Source organism: Sphingobacterium puteale, from assembly GCF_003627955.1.
Lineage (GTDB): Bacteria > Bacteroidota > Bacteroidia > Sphingobacteriales > Sphingobacteriaceae > Sphingobacterium > Sphingobacterium puteale.
Genome location: NZ_RBWS01000026.1, coordinates 1 through 23,326 on the forward strand (window position 1 = coordinate 1; position 23,326 = coordinate 23,326).

At 40.0% G+C, this 23,326-nt stretch carries 22 protein-coding genes and 1 pseudogene; 15 read left to right on the top strand and 8 right to left on the bottom strand.

Annotated elements, in window-relative coordinates:
- Positions 1-155: 155 nt before the first annotated feature.
- Positions 156-722, bottom strand: coding sequence for a YceI family protein (locus tag D7322_RS25225; protein WP_121126960.1), 567 nt, complete (start codon positions 720-722; stop codon positions 156-158).
- A gap of 219 nt (positions 723-941) precedes the next feature.
- Complete coding sequence (locus D7322_RS25230) at positions 942-1,511, bottom strand: dihydrofolate reductase family protein (protein WP_121126961.1); 570 nt, start codon at positions 1,509-1,511, stop codon at positions 942-944.
- Between the two features lie 607 nt (positions 1,512-2,118).
- Here D7322_RS25230 and arr point away from each other — a divergent pair.
- The 4 genes and pseudogenes from arr to D7322_RS25250 all read left to right on the top strand — a co-directional run bounded on the left by arr (position 2,119) and on the right by D7322_RS25250 (position 5,260).
- Positions 2,119-2,531: pseudogene (gene arr / locus D7322_RS29325) on the top strand (NAD(+)--rifampin ADP-ribosyltransferase).
- A gap of 308 nt (positions 2,532-2,839) precedes the next feature.
- On the top strand, positions 2,840-3,895 hold the full coding sequence (locus tag D7322_RS25240) for an NAD(P)-dependent alcohol dehydrogenase (protein ID WP_121126962.1): 1,056 nt from the start codon (positions 2,840-2,842) through the stop codon (positions 3,893-3,895).
- Positions 3,896-4,180: 285 nt separating this feature from the next.
- A complete protein-coding gene (locus D7322_RS25245) occupies positions 4,181-4,894 on the top strand; it encodes a 2OG-Fe(II) oxygenase (protein WP_121126963.1) in 714 nt (237 codons plus the stop codon).
- 81 nt (positions 4,895-4,975) lie between these two features.
- Positions 4,976-5,260, top strand: coding sequence for an Ada metal-binding domain-containing protein (locus D7322_RS25250; RefSeq protein ID WP_121126964.1), 285 nt, complete (start codon positions 4,976-4,978; stop codon positions 5,258-5,260).
- Between the two features lie 57 nt (positions 5,261-5,317).
- On the opposite strand, the gene D7322_RS25255 is transcribed toward D7322_RS25250, so the two are convergent.
- Positions 5,318-5,782, bottom strand: coding sequence for an Lrp/AsnC family transcriptional regulator (locus tag D7322_RS25255; protein ID WP_120257026.1), 465 nt, complete (start codon positions 5,780-5,782; stop codon positions 5,318-5,320).
- A gap of 188 nt (positions 5,783-5,970) precedes the next feature.
- Here D7322_RS25255 and eat point away from each other — a divergent pair, with 188 nt between their 5' ends.
- The 5 genes from eat to D7322_RS25280 are packed head-to-tail and all read left to right on the top strand — an operon-like array spanning position 5,971 to position 11,923.
- On the top strand, positions 5,971-7,293 hold the full coding sequence (gene eat / locus D7322_RS25260) for an ethanolamine permease (RefSeq protein ID WP_121126965.1): 1,323 nt from the start codon (positions 5,971-5,973) through the stop codon (positions 7,291-7,293).
- Positions 7,290-8,651 carry a glutamine synthetase family protein gene (locus D7322_RS25265; protein ID WP_220700173.1) on the top strand — a complete coding sequence of 454 codons (1,362 nt, stop codon included), beginning with the start codon at positions 7,290-7,292 and terminating at the stop codon, positions 8,649-8,651. Before eat ends, D7322_RS25265 begins: the two co-directional genes overlap by 4 nt.
- 7 nt (positions 8,652-8,658) lie before the next feature.
- Positions 8,659-9,807: an iron-containing alcohol dehydrogenase gene (locus D7322_RS25270; RefSeq protein ID WP_121126966.1), complete on the top strand. Its 1,149-nt coding sequence runs from the start codon at positions 8,659-8,661 to the stop codon at positions 9,805-9,807.
- Positions 9,808-9,819: 12 nt separating this feature from the next.
- Positions 9,820-10,569 carry a gamma-glutamyl-gamma-aminobutyrate hydrolase family protein gene (locus D7322_RS25275; protein ID WP_121126967.1) on the top strand — a complete coding sequence of 250 codons (750 nt, stop codon included), beginning with the start codon at positions 9,820-9,822 and terminating at the stop codon, positions 10,567-10,569.
- Positions 10,547-11,923: an aldehyde dehydrogenase family protein gene (locus tag D7322_RS25280; protein ID WP_121126968.1), complete on the top strand. Its 1,377-nt coding sequence runs from the start codon at positions 10,547-10,549 to the stop codon at positions 11,921-11,923. The genes D7322_RS25275 and D7322_RS25280 overlap by 23 nt, the downstream gene beginning before the upstream one ends.
- A gap of 121 nt (positions 11,924-12,044) precedes the next feature.
- Here the strand turns inward: D7322_RS25280 and D7322_RS25285 are convergent, their stop codons facing one another.
- Complete coding sequence (locus D7322_RS25285; RefSeq protein WP_121126969.1) at positions 12,045-13,307, bottom strand: metallophosphoesterase; 1,263 nt, start codon at positions 13,305-13,307, stop codon at positions 12,045-12,047.
- A 95-nt stretch (positions 13,308-13,402) separates the two neighbouring features.
- On the opposite strand from D7322_RS25285, the gene D7322_RS25290 reads away from it, so the two are divergent.
- On the top strand, positions 13,403-13,771 hold the full coding sequence (locus D7322_RS25290; protein ID WP_121126970.1) for a VOC family protein: 369 nt from the start codon (positions 13,403-13,405) through the stop codon (positions 13,769-13,771).
- A 34-nt stretch (positions 13,772-13,805) separates the two neighbouring features.
- Here the strand turns inward: D7322_RS25290 and D7322_RS25295 are convergent, their stop codons facing one another.
- The 3 genes from D7322_RS25295 to D7322_RS25305 form a co-directional block, all read right to left on the bottom strand.
- Positions 13,806-14,447 (bottom strand): hypothetical protein, encoded by a 642-nt coding sequence (locus D7322_RS25295; RefSeq protein WP_147430544.1) that lies wholly within the window; start codon positions 14,445-14,447, stop codon positions 13,806-13,808.
- Positions 14,448-14,578: 131 nt separating this feature from the next.
- Positions 14,579-15,049, bottom strand: coding sequence for an alpha/beta hydrolase family protein (locus tag D7322_RS25300; protein ID WP_245971465.1), 471 nt, complete (start codon positions 15,047-15,049; stop codon positions 14,579-14,581).
- 878 nt (positions 15,050-15,927) lie between these two features.
- Positions 15,928-16,983: a 3-oxoacyl-ACP synthase III family protein gene (locus D7322_RS25305; RefSeq protein ID WP_121126972.1), complete on the bottom strand. Its 1,056-nt coding sequence runs from the start codon at positions 16,981-16,983 to the stop codon at positions 15,928-15,930.
- A 563-nt stretch (positions 16,984-17,546) separates the two neighbouring features.
- On the opposite strand from D7322_RS25305, the gene D7322_RS25310 reads away from it, so the two are divergent.
- From D7322_RS25310 to D7322_RS25330, 5 genes are all read left to right on the top strand, one after another.
- Positions 17,547-18,047 carry a hypothetical protein gene (locus D7322_RS25310; RefSeq protein ID WP_121126973.1) on the top strand — a complete coding sequence of 167 codons (501 nt, stop codon included), beginning with the start codon at positions 17,547-17,549 and terminating at the stop codon, positions 18,045-18,047.
- Between the two features lie 206 nt (positions 18,048-18,253).
- Positions 18,254-19,000, top strand: coding sequence for a nucleotidyltransferase domain-containing protein (locus tag D7322_RS25315; RefSeq protein WP_147430545.1), 747 nt, complete (start codon positions 18,254-18,256; stop codon positions 18,998-19,000).
- The gene (locus D7322_RS25320; RefSeq protein WP_121126975.1) at positions 18,997-20,055 is read left to right on the top strand and encodes a DNA polymerase beta superfamily protein; all 1,059 of its coding nucleotides are present in this window, start codon (positions 18,997-18,999) and stop codon (positions 20,053-20,055) included. Before D7322_RS25315 ends, D7322_RS25320 begins: the two co-directional genes overlap by 4 nt.
- Positions 20,056-20,444: 389 nt before the next feature.
- Positions 20,445-20,810 carry a hypothetical protein gene (locus tag D7322_RS25325; protein WP_121127065.1) on the top strand — a complete coding sequence of 122 codons (366 nt, stop codon included), beginning with the start codon at positions 20,445-20,447 and terminating at the stop codon, positions 20,808-20,810.
- A gap of 561 nt (positions 20,811-21,371) precedes the next feature.
- Positions 21,372-21,932 carry a GNAT family N-acetyltransferase gene (locus tag D7322_RS25330; protein WP_121126976.1) on the top strand — a complete coding sequence of 187 codons (561 nt, stop codon included), beginning with the start codon at positions 21,372-21,374 and terminating at the stop codon, positions 21,930-21,932.
- 302 nt (positions 21,933-22,234) lie between these two features.
- On the opposite strand, the gene D7322_RS25335 is transcribed toward D7322_RS25330, so the two are convergent.
- Positions 22,235-23,242, bottom strand: coding sequence for an AraC family transcriptional regulator (locus tag D7322_RS25335; RefSeq protein ID WP_121126977.1), 1,008 nt, complete (start codon positions 23,240-23,242; stop codon positions 22,235-22,237).
- Positions 23,243-23,326: the final 84 nt, after the last annotated feature.

The following is a 23,326-nucleotide window of genomic DNA, read 5'->3' on the forward strand; positions in this document are numbered from 1 at the left end:
ATTTTGGCCGCTAACCTTATTATTCGGGGGAATACACGAAGATAATAAAACCCCAACTATTTATTTATCAAATAGTTGGGGTTTTTCTGAATATCCCGCTTTAGACAAACAATGATGTCGCAGTTTTTTTGCTACATCATTGTTTGTTATCATAGCTATTTTGCGGCTTTGATCTGAATGTCCAATGTAAATTCGTCCTCAATCGCCCGATTCCCGAGGTCAGAGAAAAAGCTGGCCGAACGATATTGGATATCAAAATCCAATCGATTTACCTTTACACCTAATGCTTCGGCCGAAAGTCCGTCAGTGGTGCTGGTTACCTTTGCGGGAAAAGATATCGTTTTCGTTTTGTTTTTAATGGTAAGATTCCCTGTGATTACTGGAGTAGCCTTGCTGTTATCCACTTTGCTGATAATGAATTTTGCTGTTGGATACTTCGGTACATCAAAGAAATCTTCATTTTTAAGATGGCCAGTTAGTTTTGGCGCATCAGTACATGCCATCGAATTCATATCAATGGTAAATCCACCACCGGTAATTTTACCTTTATCTGTTTGGATCGTTCCGTCTTTCAAGGCAATGGTACCAACATGACCACCGACGACTTTCTTCGCATCCCATTTGATTATTGATGATTGTGTACTGACTTTATAGGTTGTTTTTTGCGCAAAAGCAAAGGAAGTACTGCAAATAATAGCAATGAATAATAAGGTTCTTTTCATAGAGATGATTTGTTTAAAATCAAATATACAAGAAAGTAGGCATATTCAAATGAGTAAGGTAATGATTATATAAATGATAGTTTTAAATCAATGATTGTAACCATTCCTGAAAAAAGAGGGTAGATTTTTATGACATGATTTATTCTGTAAAATTAGGAAATATTAGCTCCTAACCCGTATAAAGTTGGCTAAGAGGGGAGCTTATCCATTGTAGGAATATTATCTTTTAAGCGATCCAATATATTTATTGCTATTGATGAATATGCCAGTCGGGGTTGCCTTTGAGTCGAGGAAGGCAAGTTCCTGGGCGTACACCTTATCTGAGAGTAGGCGCTTGCCATGTCCCAGCAAAACGGGGTAGGCAATGAGTACCACTTCGTCGACGAGACCCTGCTCAAGTAATAGCGAGGTCAGTGTAGAGCTACCTACAACAATCAGATCGGGACCATCCATTGACTTGAGGGCATGAATCGCGGCGAGAATGTCTTCTTCCAAATTTTTTACTGGCCCCCAGGTTAGACTGTCGGGACGGTGTGTTGCGACATATTTTGTTGCAGCATTTATGGCATTGGCCATAGGGAAATCTCCCGCATTGGGCCAGAAGCCACTAAAGATATCATAAGTCTGACGACCTAAAAGAAGGTCGAAGTCTGAGCCATATGCCTGAAAGAGCATTTCCGCTCCTGCGGGACTTCTATAGGCAGTTGTCCATGCGCCATAGGCGTAATCTCCATCGTGTTCGATGATGCCATCAAGGGAGATGTGTTCGAAAATTCGGATCTTTCTCATTGTTTCAAGTGTTTGATTATCAATTCAAATTTAGCGAAGTTTAGAAGCACGGATGAGGTGCAATTGCGACAATATAAGGGGGTAAAACCTTTAGGTCAATCTGTTGTTTTTAGGAATAATTACGAATTGTACGAAGGTCGATGCAATACGATTTACGAACAACATACGGAAATGTATAAAAATATGTAGAACTTTAATCCTGCAGATACCGGTGCATGTGGATTTTAAATCTCCCTGTGCCAACGGTACATTCGGCAATGTAAAAAAAGATACGCATATGGAATTTTCACCTTTCAACAACGTTGTTAAACTTTGTATTCAGGGTATGAGCATGGAAGAGGCCAAGCATACTGAAGAAGCCCTTAACTTATTTATGCAAGCTTGGAACGAAGCCACAGACGATCACGAACACTTTCTTGCGGCTTATTATATCGCCAGGAATCAAGAGGCTATTTCCGACAGATTGACATGGTTGGAGGCCGCCTTGAGCCATGCATTAAAACTAAATGATGATACGGTTAAGAGTGCTTTGCCAAATCTTTATTTGAACCTGGCCAAATGCTATGAAGCGCTAGGGGATAGCGATAAGTCTCATCGATATGCTGATCTGGCTGCGGTCTTGGGTGAAAAACCATCAGATACCGGTCCTTTTTATCATGGTACAAAAGCTGAGTTACCAGTGGGTGCGTTATTAACAGCGGGAGGTAATTCCAACTATCAATCTGAACTTACCATGAATCATATTTATTTCACTGCATTAGTTAACGGAGCTGGACTCGCGGCGGCTTTGGCAAGGGGTGATGGTCGCGAACGTGTTTATATTATTGAACCAATGGGAAGCTATGAAAATGATCCAAATCTAACCGATAAAAAATTCCAGGTAACCCGACGCGTTCCTATCGCTCCACAATGGCATTGAAAATCATCGGTGAAGTAAGCGACTGGGTCAGACCGATCCCCGAAGAACTTCAGCGGTTCCGTGAACGTCTGGCGAAGGGTAATGGAGAAATAATCAATTAAATGCAAGAGGTATATTACCTGTCCAGTATTTAGAGAATGCTAGATTGGTGCTTCTAAAGAAAGCTCATGAAGATGATCAGGGGTTATGAGATTGATTTTGAAAGGGATTAAAATTTGAAAGGGATCAAATTGACTTTTCAGAGCGGTTGACCAAGAACATTTTGCGATTTTCATTGTTTGTTCAATGTCAATAATGTCTGAAAGATTCTTTTTTTCGGGCAAATCCCCATTAACTTCGCACAACGTGGTAAATGGATCTTATTTATTGATAATTTGGATCCAATTGGTATTTTATAAAAAACAAAAGAATGATTAAATCGAAAGGTTACGCGGCGAAGGATGGCAATTCCCCGCTTGAATATTGGGAATTTGAAAGAAGAGAACTTGGTTCAAATGATGTGCTAATCGATATCTTGTATAGTGGTATTTGCCATTCAGATATTCATCAGGTGCATGATGAGTGGGGTGGGACACAATATCCAATTGTTCCGGGGCATGAGATCGTTGGCCGCATCAGTGCGGTAGGCAGTGCGGTGACCAAGTTTAAAAAAGGTGATCTAGCCGGTGTTGGTTGTATGGTGGCATCCTGTGGTGAGTGCGATAATTGTAAATCGGATCAGCAACAGTTTTGTTCGGAGAAGAAAACGGTGTGGACTTATAATAGCAGGGATGTGATGCACGACCACTCTTGCACCTATGGTGGGTATAGCGATAATATTGTGGCTGATGCGGACTTCGTCTTGCATGTGCCGCAATCGCTTGATATCAAAAAGGTGGCTCCTTTACTTTGTGCGGGGATCACCACTTACTCGCCCTTGAAACGATGGAATATTAGCAAGGGGCATAAAGTTGGCGTGCTAGGGTTAGGTGGTTTAGGCCACATGGCAGTAAAGATCGCTGTCGCCATGGGAGCTGAAGTTACGATGATAAGCCATTCGCCCCGTAAAAAAGCAGATGCGGCGCTTTTGGGTGCCCAGAAGTTTTTAAATACACATGAGTCTTCGGAGTTGAAGGAGTTTTCAGCCTATTTTGATTTTATCATAGACACCGTATCGGCGCCTCATGATTATAATCTCTATTTGGCATTGCTAAAAACCAAAGGTGTATACATCTGTGTTGGTATCCCAGCAGCGCCAATGGAAATTAACGGACGCTCGATTATGGGAGGAAATAAAATTTTGACGGCTTCAAGCATTGGTGGTATACAGGAAACACAGGATATGCTTGATTTTTGTGCTGAACATAATATCCTTCCAGAAACCGAATTGATTGACATCGATTATGTGAATGAGGCTTACCAACGTGTATTGGACAGTGATGTAAAATACCGGTTTGTCATTGATATGGCTTCATTAAATAAATAGTGTCAACAACATAAAAAAATAGGAATCGTCCACTATTGAAGTGAAGCTCAAAAGTTAGACGGATTAACAAAATTAAGTTTTTTGTACTAGAGCTAGGTATTCCACCTGGCTCTTTCCATTTAACCTATCGATCGTTTTAGCAAAAAATGGTGCCCGATAAAAATGATAATTTGTTGGGCATTTTGTCAAGATTGATGATATATCTCCAAAAAAGGAAAAACAGCAGGTTTCGGATTTTTTACCTTGATTGATAGGCCTAATTTTGAGCTGTTGAAAATTATCGTCATGGAAAATATAGTATCGAAATTGCTGGTCAGGGATTGGACAGTCATCACCAGGGAATTGCATGATAAGGGCTTTGTGATTGTACCTGATCTATTAAATCAAGTCGAATGCGATGAGCTGGTTGCAGCTTACGGTGTTGACAATAGGTATCGAAAAACTATTGTAATGGAGCGTTATCGCTTTGGTTTGGGGGAATATAAATACTTTCAATATCCCTTGCCCGAGCTGATTACGACAATAAGGGAAAAAGTATACGCATTGATTGCACCAGTCGCCAATCAATGGATGGAGGAGCTTAATATGGACCGAAGATTTCCGGCTTCGCATGCTGCCATGCGAGAACTTTGTCAGCAGCATGGACAGGTGGAACCTACCGTCCTTATTTTAAAGTATAATACAGGCGGATTTAATACGTTACACCAGGATCTATACGGTGAAATTTACTTTCCCATGCAAATCGTATTGCTGTTGGATCAGGTGGATCAGGATTATACCGGTGGTGAGTTTGTTATCACGGAACAGATACCAAGGGCGCAGTCTAAGGTTAATGTCTTAAAACCCAAGCGCGGCGATATGATCATCTTTACGACTAATTTTCGCGCAGCGAAAGGCTCCAAAGGCTATTATCGGGTCCATATGAAGCATGGTGTTAGTCCATTGCACAAGGGTCACCGGCATAGCCTTGGGATTATATTCCATGATGGTCTTAGCTAGGATAGGAGATTCTTGCAGGTAAAAAATAGCCCATTTAAATTATAGGTATGTATACAATAGAACAAAAATTAAAAACGAAATATGATCAGACATATGGATTTGGGAGGGACAGCGGCTGAAAGAACGAAGTCCTTAAGTTCCTGCATTCGAAAGGGGGAAATTACCTTGGGCGGATATAAAAAGGCTAAGATTTACGGTCGTCTAAACTGTGCCACGGGTAAACGGATGAAAGTCGAACATCGTGTTTTCTTTCGGGATGAGGCTGATGCTGTCAGCCATGGATATAGACCATGTGGTCATTGTATGCGGGAAAAGTACAAGGAGTGGAAAACTAAAGCAGCAGGGGCTAGTGCATGCTTAAAATAAACGCAGATCTCCGTCTGAAAATTTGCAATCACATTTTAGTTTGCCAGATGAAGATCGTTAAAGGAAAAGTGGAAGTCGTGTCGCGTTGACAATTTCTTTCATGACAAAATAGCTTTCCATATGTCTGATTCCTTTAATCGTTGCAAGCTTATTGAAGTTAAATTCATGATAATGGTCGACATCTCTGACCATAACCTTGAGCTGATAATCAAAAGCTCCTGTCACATGGAAGCATTCGACCACTTCCGGAAATTTCTGTATTTCTTCCATAAATAGCAAAGCACTTTCGTTTGAATGCTTTTCCATACTGATCGATACAAGAACCATCAGGTTCAGGTCCAGTTTTCTTCGATCCAGCAAATATACCTTTTGTTTGAGCACAGCTGTAGCCGTCAACTTCTTAATCCGTTCGTATACAGGAGTCATGGATAAGTTGACTCGATCGGAAATTTCCTTGTTACTCATGTTGGCATCCTGTTGCAAAAGGTCCAAGATCATAAGATCTTTTTCATCTAATTTCATTGTGTAGTAATTTAAATCTAAAAACAAAGAGGTATAAGCCTGTCGTTGGAATAGTAAATCTAAAAATAATAATATTTCAATATAATTTTACTAAAATAAGTTTAATTGCAGGTATTTAACACTATAATTTAATTTAAAGTAGTAAATTCATATTACTTAATATCAATTACCAACCTAGAAAAAGAAATATGAGTGATCCCCAATTAAAGAAAGTCCTTGGCCCCGTCATGTTGTGGGGATTGGGGGTAGGGTATGTAATTTCAGGAATGTATTTTGGATGGAACCTTGGTCTGGCAGAAGGAGGGACCTTAGGGTTAGCCATTGCTACTATATTCGTCATAATTATGTACCTCACCTTTACCTTCAGTTATACAGAAATGGCTTGTGCCATACCGAAAGCTGGAGGGGCTTTTGAATATGCCAATAGGGGACTGGGAAAACAATTAGGGTTTGTTGCAGGGATTGCTCAAAATATAGAATTCGTTTTTGCACCGCCGGCCATTGCAGCGGCGATAGGTGCTTACCTTCATTTGCTTCATCCTGGGGTAGGCTATCTTACTTTTGCGATCGGAGCCTATCTGATTTTTACAGCAATGAATATTTTAGGTGTGAAACTCGCTGCTTCGTTTGAATTGGTTGTGACAGTCCTTGCGGTTATTGAATTATTGATATTCGCCGGTGTGACGCTGCCAGCATTTGAATTTTCTAATCTTCAACAAAATGCACTTCCCAATGGGTATTCAGGCATTTTTGCATCCATTCCATTTGCCATCTGGTTTTTTCTAGCCATTGAAGGGGTCGCCAATGTGGCTGAGGAAACCATCAATCCACAGAAAAATGTATTGATCGGTTTTGGATCAGCTATCGTTACTTTGGTCGTGTTGTGTATCATTACATTTTTATCAGCGGTTGGTGTCGCTGGTTGGGAAGCCGTTGTCTATCCACCAGGAAGTACCGAGGCCTCGGATTCTCCTTTACCTCTTGCTATTGCCAACGTCATTGATAGCTCCCATATTCTATACAAATTACTTATCGGGGTAGGGTTGTTGGGTCTTATTGCGTCGTTCCATGGTATTATTTTGGCCGGAGGGCGCGCCACTTTTGAATTCGGGCGGGTAGGATATGCACCGTCTATCTTAGGAAAAGTTCATTCACGCTTTAAAACACCAGCTAATGCGCTATTGGTCAATATGGCTGTTGGTATAGTCGCGCTACTGACGGGGAAGACGGCTGGGATCATTACCATTGCCTGTTTTGGTGCAATCAGTCTCTATATTATTTCCATGTGGTCTTTTTTCGCCTTACGCAAGAAAGAACCTGCATTGGAGCGCCCATTTAAAGTTCCTTTGTATCCTTTATTTCCTATGCTTGCGCTGATCATCGCCCTGATCTGCCTGGTTGCTATGATTTACTACAACCCATTGACAGCCTTACTATTCTTTGGGCTTGTCATCTTATCATATCTCTATTTCTTAATCTTCCTTGACAAGGATAAAACCATCAAATCATGATCGACAAAAAAGAAATTATTTCCAAATTAAAGGCAAGTACGAGTACGCACGTCAAAGTCGCCGTAGCAGATATTGATGGCGTATTGCGAGGCAAATTTATGCACCGTGATAAGTTTATCTCTTCATTGGACAATGAATTCGGTTTTTGTTCCGTCGTGTTTGGATGGGATGTCAATGACCAAGTTTATGACAATGTGGAAATTACAGGCTGGCATACCGGTTATGGAGATTTTCCTGCCCGTATAGATGGAAATACCTTCCGAAAGATACCCTGGCAGGAGGATGTCCCATTTTTTCTGGCTGACTTTGAATCGTCACATGCTACAGATCAAAATGTGTGCCCGAGGGCGCTGTTAAAAAATATCATAGCACAGTCTGAACAGGCTGGCTACAAACCCATTTTTGCACAGGAATTTGAATGGTTCAATTTTATTAAAGGTGATATCAATGCATCGCAGAACAGCTTTAAAGAAATGACACCGATTACCTCAGGAATGTTCGGTTATTCCATCTTGCGGATGTCTGATAATTACGGGTTCTTTCGTGATCTTCTTGCGATGCTCGAACAGTTTGGTATTCCCTTGGAAGGTTTGCATACTGAGACTGGACCTGGCGTAATGGAGGCGGCGATTCAATGCAGTAATGCGCTTGAAGCTGCAGATAGGGCTACACTCTTTAAGTCAGCAGTAAAGGAGATCGGTAAAAAACATAGTATTGTCGCTAGCTTTATGGCCAAGCAGACGAAAGAACTACCGGGCTGTAGCGGTCACGTACATCAGAGCCTCTGGGACCTAAAAAAAGAAAAAAATCTATTTTATGATGCCGACGATCAGTTAGGCATGAGTGAACTGATGAAGCAATTTCTTGCTGGACAACTGTATTGTCTGCGGGATATTCTACCCTTATTTGCACCAACTGTTAACAGCTATAAAAGACTCACGGAGGGCGCTTGGGCCCCTACGACTTTAACCTGGGGGATAGACAATAGGACTACGGCCCTGCGGGTCATCGATGGTGGACCAAAGGCTACACGTATTGAACATCGGGTGGTTGGTTCGGATGTTAATCCATACCTCGCCATTGCGGCCTGCCTAGCGAGTGGACTTTACGGTATCAAGCATAAACTATCCTTAGACAATCCGTATACTGTCGGTAATGGTTATAAAGATTTGCAACATGGCGTTTTGCCAAGAAATCTCTATGAAGCTACGAACCGGATGGCGCAGTCTGAAATAGCATCAGAATTGTTCGGTGAAAAGTTTGTTGACCACTTCTGTAAATCCAGGTTATGGGAATGGCGGCAGTTTTCAGAACAAGTAACAGATTGGGAAACAAAAAGATATTTTGAAATTATTTAACTGCAAGATGGATACAGACAAAATTTATGGTTTTAATTTTCCGACACCGATTCGTTTTGGTGCAGGAGCGATCAATGAATTACCGGATTACCTATTGCGCAATGGTCTTAACCGCCCTTTATTGGTAACGGATCCAACTATTGCCGAACTTCCTTTTTTTAAGGAAATCCAGCGTAAATTGACGGGCAGAGGAATAGACGTGATTGTGTTTCATGATTTGCACAAAAATCCGGTTAAATCCGATGTGCTGCAAGGTGGAGATGTCTATCGGGGGAACAATAGGGATTCCATCATCGGTGTTGGAGGTGGAGCCGCACTTGATGTTGCGCGGGCAATAGCACTGCGTGCACATCATCATCGTGATCTCTTTGACTATGACGATCTTATCGGTGGAGATATTTATGTAACCAATGAGATTCCACATCTGATCACTGTACCCACTACAGCAGGCACTGGAAGTGAAGTCGGTCGTAGCGCTATTATTTCCGAAGACGAAACCAAAAAGAAACGTATTTTGTTCAGCCCTAGGTTGATGGCGAAAATAGTCTTTGCGGATCCGCTCCTCACGATGGATCTTCCGGCATTCGTCACAGCAGCTACAGGAATGGATGCGCTCACACACAATATGGAAGCTTATTTAGCAAAAGGATATCATCCGATGTGTGATGGTATAGCGTTAGAGGGAATGGCGATGGTGGCAACAGCTATTGAAAAGGCAACCAAGGAATCTGATTTACAGTCTCGTTCGAAGATGCTTTTGGCCTCACTCATGGGGGCAGTGGCTTTTCAAAAGGGGCTGGGTATTGTCCATAGTCTGGCACATCCTCTTTCCTCGTTGTTAGACACTCATCATGGACTTGCGAATGCCATTAATCTACCCTACGGTATGCAATTTAACTATGCGGGATTCGAAGATCGTTTTGATAAAATGGCAGTAGCGCTCGGTATTGGCAATAACGCTGGCGATAAAGTCGTAGACTATTTATTTGCACTGAATACGCGCCTGGATTTACCTACCCATTTATCATCCATCGGTGTGCAAAAGCAACATCTTGCACCATTGTCGGAACTTGCATACGCGGATTTCTGTCATCCTTCAAATCCGAAGCCGGTGACGACGGAAGATTTCCTTGCTATTTATGAAACAGCATTCTAATAAAAAAATAGTATGATTAAAATAGGTATAAGCGCCTGCTTTTTTTATCCTGACAAGGAGCGTACAGTCTTTGGTCCTAAATCACTGAGCTATATGGAAAATGATATGGCCCGTTGGATAGGGAAAAAAGGCGTACTTCCGGTGCTGCTTCCCGATTTAGAGGGGGAGCTGTTGACGGATATTATTGATCAGATGGATGGTATCATCCTCCAAGGGGGGAGCGATATTGCTCCGGAGCAATATGGTGAGGATCCTATAGGGAAATGGAGAGGAGACGCTTACCGAGATCAGTATGAACTAAAGATATTGGATTATGCGATCAGGAAGGAGAAGCCCATATTGGGTATCTGCCGGGGATTCCAATTGATGAATGTTTATTTTGGAGGTTTACTTTATCAGGATATCCCTTCACAGATACCTGGTGCAGGAGTCCATCGGTCGGCAGAATTATACGATACGATTAATCATCCCATAAACTTTGTGTCTGGAACCTTGCTTGGGGATTTGTATGGGCATATCGCTAATCCTAAGGTAAACACCGTACATCATCAGGCGGTCAAACAGCTTGGACAAGATTTGGAAGTATACGCTCATTCGGATGATGGTTTTATCGAGGCATTTGGATACACCAAAGCGGCTCCAGGTAAAGTGATGGGTGTACAGTGGCATCCGGAGTTTTCTGCTACGCAAGCCGGAGAACTGTTGGATGAAGAATTGATTTTTAATGTTTTTCTAGAACATGCAAAACAATATAGAAATTAGAAACCCCGCTACGGGGGAGGTAGATGCTGTGATCCCTGTTATCACAGCATCCGAATTAGATACAGCGGTCGCTCTTTTAAAAAAAGGACAACTTTCTTGGGCAAAAGTGCCATTACAACAACGTTTAGATCGCATAATTGCGTTTGGACAGTTAATTCTGGCCAATAAACAAGAACTTGCCGAAATCCTTACTAAGGAAACGGGAAAACCTATTACCCAGTCGCTAAACGAAATTGTAGGGGCGCAGAACCGTATCGAACATCTTCGGACAAATGCGAGCAAATGGCTTTCTGAGGAACTTATTACAACAACTGGGGCAACCCACGAAAAGATTGTGTATGAACCACTGGGGCTGATTGCCAATATTTCCGCATGGAATTTCCCTTATAATGTTGGGTTTAATGTATTTCTGTATGCACTTGTAGCTGGCAATGCCGTGCTTTATAAGCCATCGGAGTTTGCTACTGGTACAGGTATACAGTTTGAGAAATATCTGTATCAAGCGGGTATTCCCCAAGATGTATTCAAATGTGTTGTCGGAGATGCCGAGATTGGCCAGCAATTATTGGAGCTACCTCTGGATGGCTATTTTTTTACAGGGTCATATAAGACTGGTCTCCATATTGCGACCACAGTAGCGCATAAATTAGTTCCCGTCCAATTGGAACTAGGCGGGAAGGATCCGCTTTATGTTGCTGATGATATCGTAGATATTAAGAAAGCCGCCATTTCAGCAGCAGAAGGTGCATTTTACAACAATGGACAAAGTTGTTGTGCTGTGGAGCGTATTTATGTATCGGACAAAATATACGATCAGTTTGTTGAAGCTTTTGTCGAGGAAGTAGCCTCTTATAAGATTGGTGATCCGATGATGCCGGATGTATTTATCGGACCGCTAACCAGAGCCGCTCAACTCACTGTGCTTGATGCTCAAGTAAAAGATGCGCTTGTAAAGGGAGCAACCTTGCGCCTGGGGGGGCATACACTGGAAGATACAGGTTATTATTATGCGCCTACAGTATTTGAGCATTGCAATCACGACATGGAATTGATGAAGGAGGAGAGTTTCGGCCCGTTGATCGGCATCCAAAAGGTGACTTCAGATGATGAGGCGATCCATCTAATGCAGGATACCACATATGGCCTGACTGCAGCCGTATTTTCAGCTGATCAGGATAGGGCAATGGCAATACTGGAAAAAATGAACACCGGAACAGTGTATTGGAATTGCTGTGATCGGGTAAGTCCCAACGTCCCTTGGTCTGGACGGAAAAACTCAGGGCTGGGATCAACCCTGTCTGCGCAAGGAATCCGCGCTTTTGTTCAGCCCAAAGCATACCATCTGCGACCATAGATTTTTTGTCTAAAGATCGTTTGTAGGGAATTGATTCCCTAATTTCAAGGTTTTAAGCCGTTTTTTGAAAAAACGTCTGTTTATTTCCGTAAGGTTTAATATAGTAGTCCATGACATCGTATTAAACCTTACTTTTTAAATGGAATATCGTGATCTCAGGTAATATTCCCACTCGACTGGGGTAATCCAGGTAGCCGAAACCTACATTCACATAAAGTGATTGATGTTTTTCCTGATACAGACCGGCCCATTCACGATAGGCATATTTAATTGGGCTCCATTGATAATCTGGATTGCTAAAGCCGAATTGACCACCATGTGTGTGTCCACTAAAGGTGACATCGATCATCGGATATTTTGGTAATACCTCAGCCCTCCAATGTGACGGGTCATGTGAAAGGAGGAAGGTGATAGGTGAAGAAGGATCAACCTTGGACATGGCCAGATCGAGATCGCCATAATTGTGCGGGTTGTTCACCCCCCAGTTCTCTACACCTACAAGCGTGATTTTTTCATTATTTACGACAATCTCCTTCGACTCGTTTAATAGCAGCTGCCAGCCAAGTTTGCGATGGATATCTTTTACATTGCTCAGGTTCTGCTGTTTGGTCAACTTACGCTCATGGTTGAAATGGAACCTATTAAAATGATATTCCCCATAGTCGTGATTTCCCAAAATAGAAAATACACCCAAGGGAGCCGTTAGTTTACCAAATATGGAGAGGTAGTCATCCATCTCATCGGCAAAGTCATTCACCAGATCTCCTGTGAAGAAAATGATATCTGGCTTTTGTGAAAGCAATAGGCTTATACCCTTTTTTACGGCATTTAAATTATAAAGACTGCCCGCGTGTATGTCAGAAATCTGAGCGATGATCTTGCCCTCGAAAGACTTTGGAAGATCGGGTAAAATCAAATTGACCTGTTTGATTTGGTAATCATAGAGATTGGATATAAAACCACGGGTTAAAGCGACTAAAGGGATACTACTCAACAAAAGACCACTTTTGATAATGAAATCAGATCTTCCTATGGTCTTATTATTTGCATCTGGTATTGTATTATTGTTTGTAAGTCGTCTGCCTATATTTCTAAAAAATGCCGAAAGTATATCCACGCTGATGGAGAAAAGAAGGACTGCCTTTGCAAGCAATAATGAAATGGGGAAGAACATGAAACAAGCTGCGATAAAATTGTTCCACTCGAAAAATAAGTTCAGGAACATGCAGGCATAAGAGAAAATACTCAATAACCACCAGATTACATTTGCGGTTAATGGTTGTGATTTCCATACTGCCAGTCTGCATAACCTTAAATATATCAAAATATCAAAAAGAAGAAATATAAAGATGATTTTTAAGAAACTGTATAACTGTGGGATCATATAAAAGCTTGTTTGTCTGAACCAAATCTTGCCATAGGGCAAGCGTCTTGACTAAATAATTTATTTATCTTGTATTCTTGTTAAAAATAGTAAATATGAACACAAAATTTGAAGCTGGGATTAATATTGCCATAAAAATTCCCAAAAATAAATATGAAAAGACGGTAGCTTTTTACAGGGATATTCTGAAATTGGATGTCGAGGAGAAGCCGATCGATAATCCAACAGTCTCCAGGACACATGAGGTGAAGTTTGGGCACAATATTATTTGGCTGGATTGTGTGGATAACTACACCCATTCCGAAACTTGGTTGCAGCTAACTGTTCCGAATGTTGCTGAAGCGACCGATTATCTATTGTCAAGTGGGGTGGAAACCTGTGACGAAATTGAGGAACTTCCGGAAAATATGCATTGGATTACCGACCCTGCTGGTACCGTGTTCAATGTGCAGCAAAAGCGATAAAATGCTGATTTCAGGCTATGTTGTTAGCATCAGTTTATTCTTGCTGTTCAGCAATAGCACTGTTTCCCATCAGATGAAAGTGTGATAATATAACAATAGGGACTATGATTGTTGGAAGCAAGACATAAGGAAACTGTAGTACAGCAATATTAGGTTGATCAAATGCCATTGACTGTAAAGGTAATGGCGATGATAATATACCAATGACCACGACAATCAGCAGTGAACAGATGCCCAAAATATTCCAGGCTTTGAAAAATACAGATGTTAGTATTTTTGGATTGAAGCTACTAAAGATTAAAAATAGAACGGCAGTAATGCCGAAAAATAGATCATAGTTCCAACCCAAAAATGTCATTTCTATAGGCAGCATTTTATGCTTAAAAAGTTGAAAAATAATGAATTCAATCGGGAGTCTGATGATATGGATACCAAGCAGATAATAAGCGTTCAAGCTTAAATTTTTTGATAATCTATAGTAACTTATACTCAGTAAGAGCGCGCTCACCAAGACAAGTACAAAAGTAGGTGGGAAAATCAGAAAAATATTAAGGGATGATACCGCTGAGAGTGCAAATGCCCATATCACAATAGGAATCACCACCATTTTATTGGGGGAAGCGAGTCCAAATAAAATGAGGCATGCTAAAGTGGATACGGAAAAAACAACAGGCATAGAAATGCAGATTTATGATATAAAACTACAAGAAATTCACTTTGAAATACTTGCCCTAGGGCAAGTAATTTGACTCTCAGAAAAATTATCCTATAGTTTTGCTAACCTATGCTGTTGGTCGAATTTTAAATTTAATCAGTTGAGCTCAACCTTTTTTCTTTCAGCCATTTTGATAGGTGGTTGGCGACTTCAATATTATTCAGGTCAGAAAAGGGGAAGTGTGTATTTCCATGAATACCGGCCTCGGGAAGATGGACGACAGTGGCGTCACCCCCATGTTTATTGATTGTTGCCGCCCATATTCTGGCCATTTCTAATCCCGAACGCCAGTGATCCATATTCCTTACTTTGGTGGGCTGTTTGGCAATATTATCTCCGTAATAAATCACGATAGGAATTTTGGTGAGTTTTTCGAAATCTGCGAATGGAATTTCAACAGCTTTGAGCTCACCAAAAAGTCCTGTGGATTGGATTGGTTGTGGCAGTTCGCCTTTCGGAAACATGAAGCTGCTATACGGTTCAAAGGCGGCAACCGCTTTAACTCCGCTGTTTTTAATTGCCGTAGACCATCCCAGGCCGCCCCCCTGTGAGTGCGCTACCAATATACTAACACGATCGACACAATTAACCCGTTTCTTCTGAGTGAATGCTTCCCCTTCAGGATATTACCTAAAGTTTAACACATTCTTTTCTTCAGGATCTTATTGAAATTATATATTTTTCTAAATTGCGAAATACGCTAGTATATAAAGTTATATGAATTACTGAAATAAATACCATTATTACTGTTTATAGGAAGGTAACAAAATGATCAAAGACAAGTTCCGCAAGCGATAAACCACACAAAAATCGGATACCTTGCTATTTTCTGGATAGGAGATGAGCTGATAAAGCTATGCTATTGTTAATAAACCTTTGGGATTGATGGGATATCAGTTATTATTTGTATCTTTAGGAATAAGGTTTGTTATTCATATAACCCATTCGACAAACCAAACATGATAAAAGCTTCTCGTTTTATCTTTAAATTTCTCCAATTATATCATCGTGAAATTTTCTGTTTAGAACCAACCACACTCAAGTTTAATCCCCACAATTCATGTACCCATGGTTATGGGAAACACCCTCACAATGTAAATATTATAAGTCATGAGTAAAGATCAAAAAAAGGAAAAAAGTACGAAAGAGAAAACACAGTCGTCATATCAAAAAGAAAAAGACTCGATTTCAAAAGATCTAACAGATAATGTCTTTCGTAAAAAAAAGAAATAAGCAATTGTAGAAGTTAGCTTAATTTAATAATGGTAGATTATTAATTTGGAGCGAGTATAAAGACTGGAGTATTAGACCACGCTTTTGCTCGCTCTTTTAGTATAAAATTTAAAACAACTCTTATTTGTTAAAAAACTCCTTTCATAAGATTGAGCTTGTTTTGTTTCCGCTCATTGAAAGTAAATTGACTAGACATGTTGACGAATTGCTAAAGTCTATAGGTGAATGCATTGATATTCATTCCTGCACCTACAGAGGCAAATAAGATGATATCATTTTTATTGAATGAATGTCCTTCAATTTTTCCCTGCCTAATTAAATCATAGAGTGTTGGAATAGTTGCAACACTGCTGTTCCCAAATTTATGAATAGACATCGGCATGATATCCTCTGGCGGCTGCATATGATATAATCCATAGAATCGCGAAATAATAGCCTCATCCATTTTCTCATTGGCCTGATGAATTAATATCTTTTTTATGGCATTAATATCGAGATTAGCTTTCTCTATGCAGACTTGCATGGCTAAAGGAACCTTACTCAGGGCGAATTCATATATCTTTCGTCCCTTCATCTTAATGTAACGGGTGCCTTCTTCATGTTGGCTGTTAAAGGAGCCTCCAAAATAAAGATAGTCGGCCTCATCAAATGCATAAGTTGCACTTTCAAAAGATAGTAATCCTGCCTCCTCTGTTGTCGCTTCTAAGATAACTGCGCCAGCACCATCAGCATAGATCATTGAATCACGATCGTATGGATCTACGACACGGGAAAGAGTCTCGGTACCGATAACCATACAGCGTTTAGCCATGCCTGATTTGATAAACGCATTAGCTTGTATCACGCCTTCATTCCAGCCCGGACAGCCGAATAAAAGATCATAGGCGATACAATGTGGATTTCGTATACGTAATTTTTTCTTGACTCGTGTTGCCAGACTGGGAACAGTATCCGATTGAACTTTTCCATAGGGTACGTCGCCATAGTTATGTGCGACGATAATATAATCAAGTGTCTCTTGATCAATGTCAGCGTTAACGATTGCCCGCTCTGCGGCAATAGACGCTAGATCAGAAGCCACCTGATCATTATTTGCATAACGACGTTCCTCAATGCCAGTAATATCTTTAAACTTACCGATAATGGATTCAGGGTATTTGATAGGCTCACCAGCCTCGTCCAAAAAAATACGATCTTCAAAATTCGCGTTATTGATTTTATTGTCTGGAAGATAGCTGCCTGACCCAATAATTTTTATATTCATTAATTTCCCTCCGTTTCTCAATTATTGAGTTGGTTTCTGTATTGTTCTTTGTGGAAAGCAGCAATTGGTTACGATGCCCAGTGATTTATAAATTTCAATGTAGACATTTTCTTGACTGAGCCTTCTTTTGCTTAATTTACCAAAATTATTTAAGATATCGTTATACAAGTTAAATAAAAGGGGACTTGCCCATTGTTTTCGGAATATATGCTGGAAATGCATACCAAATTCATAATGAGGAACCACGCATTTCGAGATCTTTGGGCCTCAGATAAACACGGTAAGCTGCCTGTCATCGTGATTTCGGGAAGTAGCATCTTACATAAATTTACTCAATCGGGGCGGATATCAATCGTGTTATGGCAGCTATCGATCTGTACAAAATAGTTTTTATTTTATTTGCAGATTTACGCTAGGTGAACCTCTGATTTTTGTAGGTACTACCATGTAATTTAGCTGAAAATGAGTTATATAAAAAGCGTTGTTCGTGATCAAAAAAATGGGTGATCAAAAAAAATCAAGTCAAACAATAAGATCTGTATTGTACTAAGAGATATCACGCGATGGAAAAAAAGTTATTATATATTGTATGCTCACTACTGTTTTTTAATTCTTTTAAGAAAGATGTTCGCGTAAATTATGTCTATGCGAAGCAGGATCTGAATGGGACAACAGACGCTAATAAGCTCATCTCTGATACGGTATTGGTGAAAATTGCTGATAATATCGCGCTCAAGTGGAATAAAAAAAGCAATTCTCTTATTAAAGATTCCAATTATTATAACTATCTGAAAAATAAAAATACCTTACGACTTATTACTGAAAGTATTGCTTCTACAGCTGATCTTGGGGTCTTGGTTTGTTCGAAGAAAAAGGGACACTTAAAAGTTGGGGATGTAGCATTTCTCTATCTATTGGAGAATAGAAAATTTTATTTGTTCCAATGTTTAAAAATACAATTTGATGTGCTGGATAAAGATTGTAAGATCCCTCGATTCCTTTTAGATTATATAGATAAAAATCGTCATACCGTTGGAAAGAAAGTCAGCGAATGTATGATCTAATATTTCTTTTCAACATTACTACGTATTCTACCTGCGTACTTTAGGAATAGCTTAGGTAACGTGTTTTTTTTATGTAAAAGTATCTAGCTGTAAATAAGTTAGATGTAAAAATTTTTATCTATTTTTTTGAATACGCAAAAAGGCTACAGTATCCCAGTTTGATATTTGTGACAAGAAAAAAGGAAAAACAAATAAAAGTATCAAACATGGAAACAAAGATAAAAAATAGGCTTCATGAGATAGCGGAAATAGAAGGCATAAGCATACTGTTTGCCTGTGAATCGGGTAGTCGTGGTTGGGGATTCCCTTCAACAGATAGTGATTATGATGTTCGGTTTTTCTACATAAGGAAACCTTCAGATTATTCCAGCGTTTTTCCGTTAGAAACAGAATTGCGCTATCCGATAACTGGAGAACTGGATATATCCGGTTGGGATCTAATTAAAGTACTGACGTTGTTGTACAAAAGCAATGTTAGCCCATTCGAATGGATACAGTCGCCAATTGTATATCATGAAACTTCCGGATTCAAAGAAGGTTTTCTGCCATTGATCGAAGACTATTTTAGTGCGCGCAGACAAGCGCATCATTATCTGGGAATAGTTCGCAGTAAGATCAGCGATCTCTGCGGTGAGACTATACGACTCAAGACCCTGTTTTATATCTTGAGATCTTTGCTGGCAGTAGAGTGGTGCATCACCCACCGTTCTTATGCACCAATGGCTTTAGCCGATTTATCTGGATTAATGCCAGAGGGTATACGAACCGAAGTCGCGAAATTAGTACAACTGAAGAGTGAGGTAGACGAAGGTTTCAACTTTAGTTGTCCCGCAATAATAAAAGATTATCTGGAAGAAAGATTTAATCATTTGGAATATGAGGTGCATGATCTTCCAATGGTTAAGCTCCATAAGGAGGGGCTTGAAGATTACTTTAAAACTATACTGAAATGAATATACATGAACTTCGGGATAATGGACTAATCCTGTTTGAGGCAGTGGTCGGAAGTCGGGCTTATGGACTGGCGACCGCTACTTCGGATACAGATATCAAGGGTGTCTTTTATTTACCGCGCAATTATTTTTTTGGAAATAAATATATTGCTCAACTTGCCAATTCGAGTAATGATGAGGTTTATTATGAATTGGGGCGTTTTGTGGAACTCCTTTCCAAAAGCAATCCCAATATATTGGAACTTCTGGCTAGTGCCGATGACTGTGTCTTATACAAAGATCCGATCTTTGAACGGTTTAAGATTCAGGAATTTATGACTCGAGAGGCGGTGACTACTTTTGCCCAATACGCAATGGTTCAGGTACATAAGGCGAAAGGATTGAACAAGAAAATTAACAACCCCATGGACAAGGAACGTAAAAGCTTGCTTGATTTCTGTTTTGTAATTGAAGGGAATGGTAGTCAACAGTTGAAACAATGGTTGGTCAATCGCCAATGGAAACAGGAAAATTGTGGTTTGGCAAAGATAGATCATACCAAAGGTATGTATGCATTATTTTATGATTTGACAGGAAAGTTCAGATACAAAGGTATTATCTCATCCGCAGAAAGTGATGAGGTCTCCTGTAGCTCGATTGCAAAGGACCAAACGTCCAGTGCATATCTCTTTGTTAACCATGAAGCCTATTCTTCCTATTGTAAGACTTACAATGAGTACTTTACTTGGGTGGCCAAACGCAATGAGGTTCGTTTTCAGGGCACAGTGGACCATGGTCAGGGGTATGATGCCAAAAACATGATGCACACGATCCGCTTGTTGGAACAGGCAAAAGAGATCTTGTACAATGGTGAATTGCATGTACATCGACCAAATAGGGAAGAGCTCCTGCTCATTAAAAGTGGAACATACAGTTATGAGGAACTTTTTCTGCGCTCCCAACAGCTTTTTAAAGAGATACAGGATCTTTCTTTATCGAGCACGCTTCCAGCGGCACCGGATCAGGCTATGCTGACAAAACTTTTGGTGGAATTACGAGAAGAACTCTACCGCTGATGTTTGTCCTACTTCTAGGCGCAACCTCATCGATTGATTGAAGTTCGCCTCAAGTTGCGATAGATTTCTACAATCTATATGTGTGGTCTATTCAAGAAGCTTAATTTGAAATTAATGATGCTGCAAATAATCGATTCTTTTGGACAGATATTAAGTCCTACCCCCCGAATCATAAATCTATCTGGTATTCAAGATCATCACTTACTATATTTATATAAAGCAAATTAAAAGTGCATATTTCGGTTGCTGGAAAGACTATGAGTAACATTGAATAATGGTATTTTGGGGTTTAAGGTGTTACAAGGGATCTTATAGAGTACCACAAGACTCGGTCAGCATTTGTCAAAATATGCCAATTGAAAAAGAATAATAAAAACATTTCAAAACAGATGAGTTACGATATTTCACTATACAGGACTAAAACAAAGGTAAGGGAGGAAAATGCTCATGATGCGGATTTTTTCGAAAAAGAGGAAAACCTTGTTCCTTTTACTGGACAACAGTTTCAAGAGCTTAAAGAGCGACTTTTAAGCTACAACTACAAGATTACAGGAGAGGATGATCATGGTCTACATTTTAGCCATTCCGATGGTGATTTTGGCACTGTCTTATTAACAGGAAATGCCCTCTACTTTACAGCAAGCTGGAATGAAAACTCAATTTTCGAAGTAGGAATGGTCGCTTCAGAATTTACTGACGGTGGGGAATACGCAAAGTATGATTTCCAGCGTGGGGAATGGGAGGTTTGGGAATGATGGACCGTACATGCCGCCTTTATATATTTGATTTGTTCTATCCACATTTTCAGTAAAATAGCTTGCTCGGGCTGGGGTCGGCACAACGGCGACTGGTGCAGAAATAAGAAAAGTTCATTTGGTAAATCATAGGCGACCTCCGATGCCATTTCTTTGTCTACAAAACAGTAAAAGGCGCTAAAATCACTCGATAAGCGTTGCACAACAGTGATACTGTCTTCCGCTAATACCATGATATCGTTGGGTTTGAGTAGATAGTTTTTAAAATCTACATTCACCACGGCACTGCCTTTAAGGCAAACGATAAGATTGGTGTAACTAAGGGGTAAAGGGTAACCGAGACTTTCTCTCAAGGTACTTTCTCCAAGGCTGACAATTTCCTTTCCTTTAATCATATTGGCAAATAAATTATGCTGGATTGCGATAAGCACTGTGAATATTTTTTTAGCAGTTTATACTTCTTTATAGTTTTCAAAAGTACCCATTTTACACAGTTTTTGTTTATATAAGCCTGTAAAGTCCCTATATCTTTGCAACGTACTAATAAAAAAATAGATTATTATGATTTTAGAAACAGAAAGATTGATTTTGCGACCATTTAAGGAGACCGATGCTGCAGATTTATATCATTATGCTAAAGACGCTAATGTAGGACCAATAGCGGGGTGGCCACCACATACGAGTGTGGAGCAGAGCAGGGAGATAATCAATACAATATTTGCACAGGCTGGGGTATTTGCGATTGCACTGAAAGAAGTTAATATTGCCATTGGAATGATTGGTTTAATTTTGGGGAAGAACAGCAATTTCCCAATTACAGAAGCTGAAGGGGAGATTTCCTACTGGATAGGGGTGCCATTCTGGGGACGAGGTTTAATGCCGGAAGCGATCCGTGCAGTAGTGCGTCATGGCTTTGAAGATTTAAGATTGGTGAATATCTGGAGTGGATATTATGAAGGCAATGCCAAATCTCAGATTGCACAAGAGAAGTGTGGATTTAGATATCATCACACAGAAGAGGGGAGCCATAACGCCTTTTTGAATGAGGTTCGTAAGGAACATATAAGCCGTTTGACGCGTGATGATTGGACTATGGCTAATTATGGCAAGGTGTCATTCTAATAGGTTTGCGTATCACCTCAATAATACATGTTGGGACTGTAGTGTTAAATTCTATCTATAGATATATCAGCTTCACTCACAATGAGGCTGATATATTCTGGTAAATACTCATTTTTTTCTTTTGTTATCTGACGATGTTTATTTATATGAAAGGCTAGAAACAGTTTGTTTAGATCAGAAATCACTTTCTATGGTCAATGACATTAAAATTGTGGTAAAAGCTCTTAATATTAAGCCGATGATTTTTGAAAACCACACTATTTTAGCAGGAATAATCCCAACGATGGTAATGTTATAAAAATCTAGAGACCGGCCGTTCGATATGCTGTAGGTGTTTTCCCTGTCCATTTTTTAAATGCCCGAACGAAGGCACTTGGCTCAGCATAGCCCAAAATGGTTGAAATTTCTTTTACCGAAGAACTACTGTTTTGCATGTAATGGACAGCCAGTGACTTACGCACCTCCTCAACAATTTGTACATAAGATGCTCCCTCATCCTTGAGTTTACGTTGTAAAGTCCTTACACTGATATTGAAATTTCCGGCTACCGCTTCGATCGAGAGTGAGTAAAGGTAAGAGTTCGCTAGAAGGTAGTTGAATATCCTCTTGGAAAGAGCACCTGTTAATTCGTTTGGATTTTGTAATTTGTTCATTTGGTTAATGAGCAAAGTTTGCACCTCATAGTTGGCTGTAATGATCGGAAAGTCCAGGTATTCTTTGGGAAATTCTACCGTATAATGTTCTGCTTTTCCTATTGGACATTTCAAAATTATCTCATAGTCCATGTAGCGATCTTTCTGAAAGCTTGGTAGACCAACCTTCGTGGGGTTCAGATTTTTAAGTAACAGCCCTTTCAATTCATAAATTGTAAACGCTATCAGGAAGTACCCGAATTGTCTTTGGGTCATCTGGAAATGGTCAAAACCTATATTTTTAAGGTATTGGATGACACATATTTTAGGTCCCAGTTCTATTTCCATTGTATAAAGATCCGTGACTAGGTACATCATTGATCGTACTTGTAGCAGGGCATCTTTCACAGTGCTACTCGTCTGGATAATCTGTCCGACAATATTCAGCGCCGCTAACTGCATTGTGGCTCCAAAATGCAAGCCTATCAGCTCATCTTTGGAAAACTGAACAATGTTCTTCCACAGATTTTCCACCTGTTGATCGGAGATATCAAATCTGGAGCCATTCATTAACTGGGCGATCGAAAACCCTGATAATGCAGTAATTTTAGCATTATCTAGCCCACGCTCGCCACAAAAGGCAATTAAGGCTTGCAACATGGTCTGTCTATAATTCATACTGTAAATCTAATGATATGTTTTACAGTTTGTATCTGATTGTCGCATAATGTCAATACCCTGTCGCTTATAGATAATCCAAAG

Bases quoted from the DNA above. Each gene is read 5' to 3' on its own strand.
- D7322_RS25290 (WP_121126970.1), top strand. From the start codon at position 13,403: ATGAACACAAAATTTGAAGCTGGGATTAATATTGCCATAAAAATTCCC.
- D7322_RS25295 (WP_147430544.1), bottom strand. From the start codon at position 14,447: ATGCCTGTTGTTTTTTCCGTATCCACTTTAGCATGCCTCATTTTATTT.
- D7322_RS25275 (WP_121126967.1), top strand. From the start codon at position 9,820: ATGATTAAAATAGGTATAAGCGCCTGCTTTTTTTATCCTGACAAGGAG.
- D7322_RS25310 (WP_121126973.1), top strand. From the start codon at position 17,547: ATGGAAAAAAAGTTATTATATATTGTATGCTCACTACTGTTTTTTAAT.
- D7322_RS25255 (WP_120257026.1), bottom strand. From the start codon at position 5,782: ATGAAATTAGATGAAAAAGATCTTATGATCTTGGACCTTTTGCAACAG.
- D7322_RS25315 (WP_147430545.1), top strand. From the start codon at position 18,254: ATGGAAACAAAGATAAAAAATAGGCTTCATGAGATAGCGGAAATAGAA.
- D7322_RS25305 (WP_121126972.1), bottom strand. From the start codon at position 16,983: ATGAATATAAAAATTATTGGGTCAGGCAGCTATCTTCCAGACAATAAA.
- D7322_RS25230 (WP_121126961.1), bottom strand. From the start codon at position 1,511: ATGAGAAAGATCCGAATTTTCGAACACATCTCCCTTGATGGCATCATC.
- D7322_RS25265 (WP_220700173.1), top strand. From the start codon at position 7,290: ATGATCGACAAAAAAGAAATTATTTCCAAATTAAAGGCAAGTACGAGT.
- D7322_RS25320 (WP_121126975.1), top strand. From the start codon at position 18,997: ATGAATATACATGAACTTCGGGATAATGGACTAATCCTGTTTGAGGCA.
- D7322_RS25330 (WP_121126976.1), top strand. From the start codon at position 21,372: ATGATTTTAGAAACAGAAAGATTGATTTTGCGACCATTTAAGGAGACC.
- D7322_RS25240 (WP_121126962.1), top strand. From the start codon at position 2,840: ATGATTAAATCGAAAGGTTACGCGGCGAAGGATGGCAATTCCCCGCTT.
- D7322_RS25245 (WP_121126963.1), top strand. From the start codon at position 4,181: ATGGAAAATATAGTATCGAAATTGCTGGTCAGGGATTGGACAGTCATC.
- D7322_RS25270 (WP_121126966.1), top strand. From the start codon at position 8,659: ATGGATACAGACAAAATTTATGGTTTTAATTTTCCGACACCGATTCGT.
- D7322_RS25325 (WP_121127065.1), top strand. From the start codon at position 20,445: ATGAGTTACGATATTTCACTATACAGGACTAAAACAAAGGTAAGGGAG.
- D7322_RS25280 (WP_121126968.1), top strand. From the start codon at position 10,547: ATGCAAAACAATATAGAAATTAGAAACCCCGCTACGGGGGAGGTAGAT.
- D7322_RS25285 (WP_121126969.1), bottom strand. From the start codon at position 13,307: ATGATCCCACAGTTATACAGTTTCTTAAAAATCATCTTTATATTTCTT.
- eat (WP_121126965.1), top strand. From the start codon at position 5,971: ATGAGTGATCCCCAATTAAAGAAAGTCCTTGGCCCCGTCATGTTGTGG.
- D7322_RS25335 (WP_121126977.1), bottom strand. From the start codon at position 23,242: ATGAATTATAGACAGACCATGTTGCAAGCCTTAATTGCCTTTTGTGGC.
- D7322_RS25250 (WP_121126964.1), top strand. From the start codon at position 4,976: ATGATCAGACATATGGATTTGGGAGGGACAGCGGCTGAAAGAACGAAG.
- D7322_RS25225 (WP_121126960.1), bottom strand. From the start codon at position 722: ATGAAAAGAACCTTATTATTCATTGCTATTATTTGCAGTACTTCCTTT.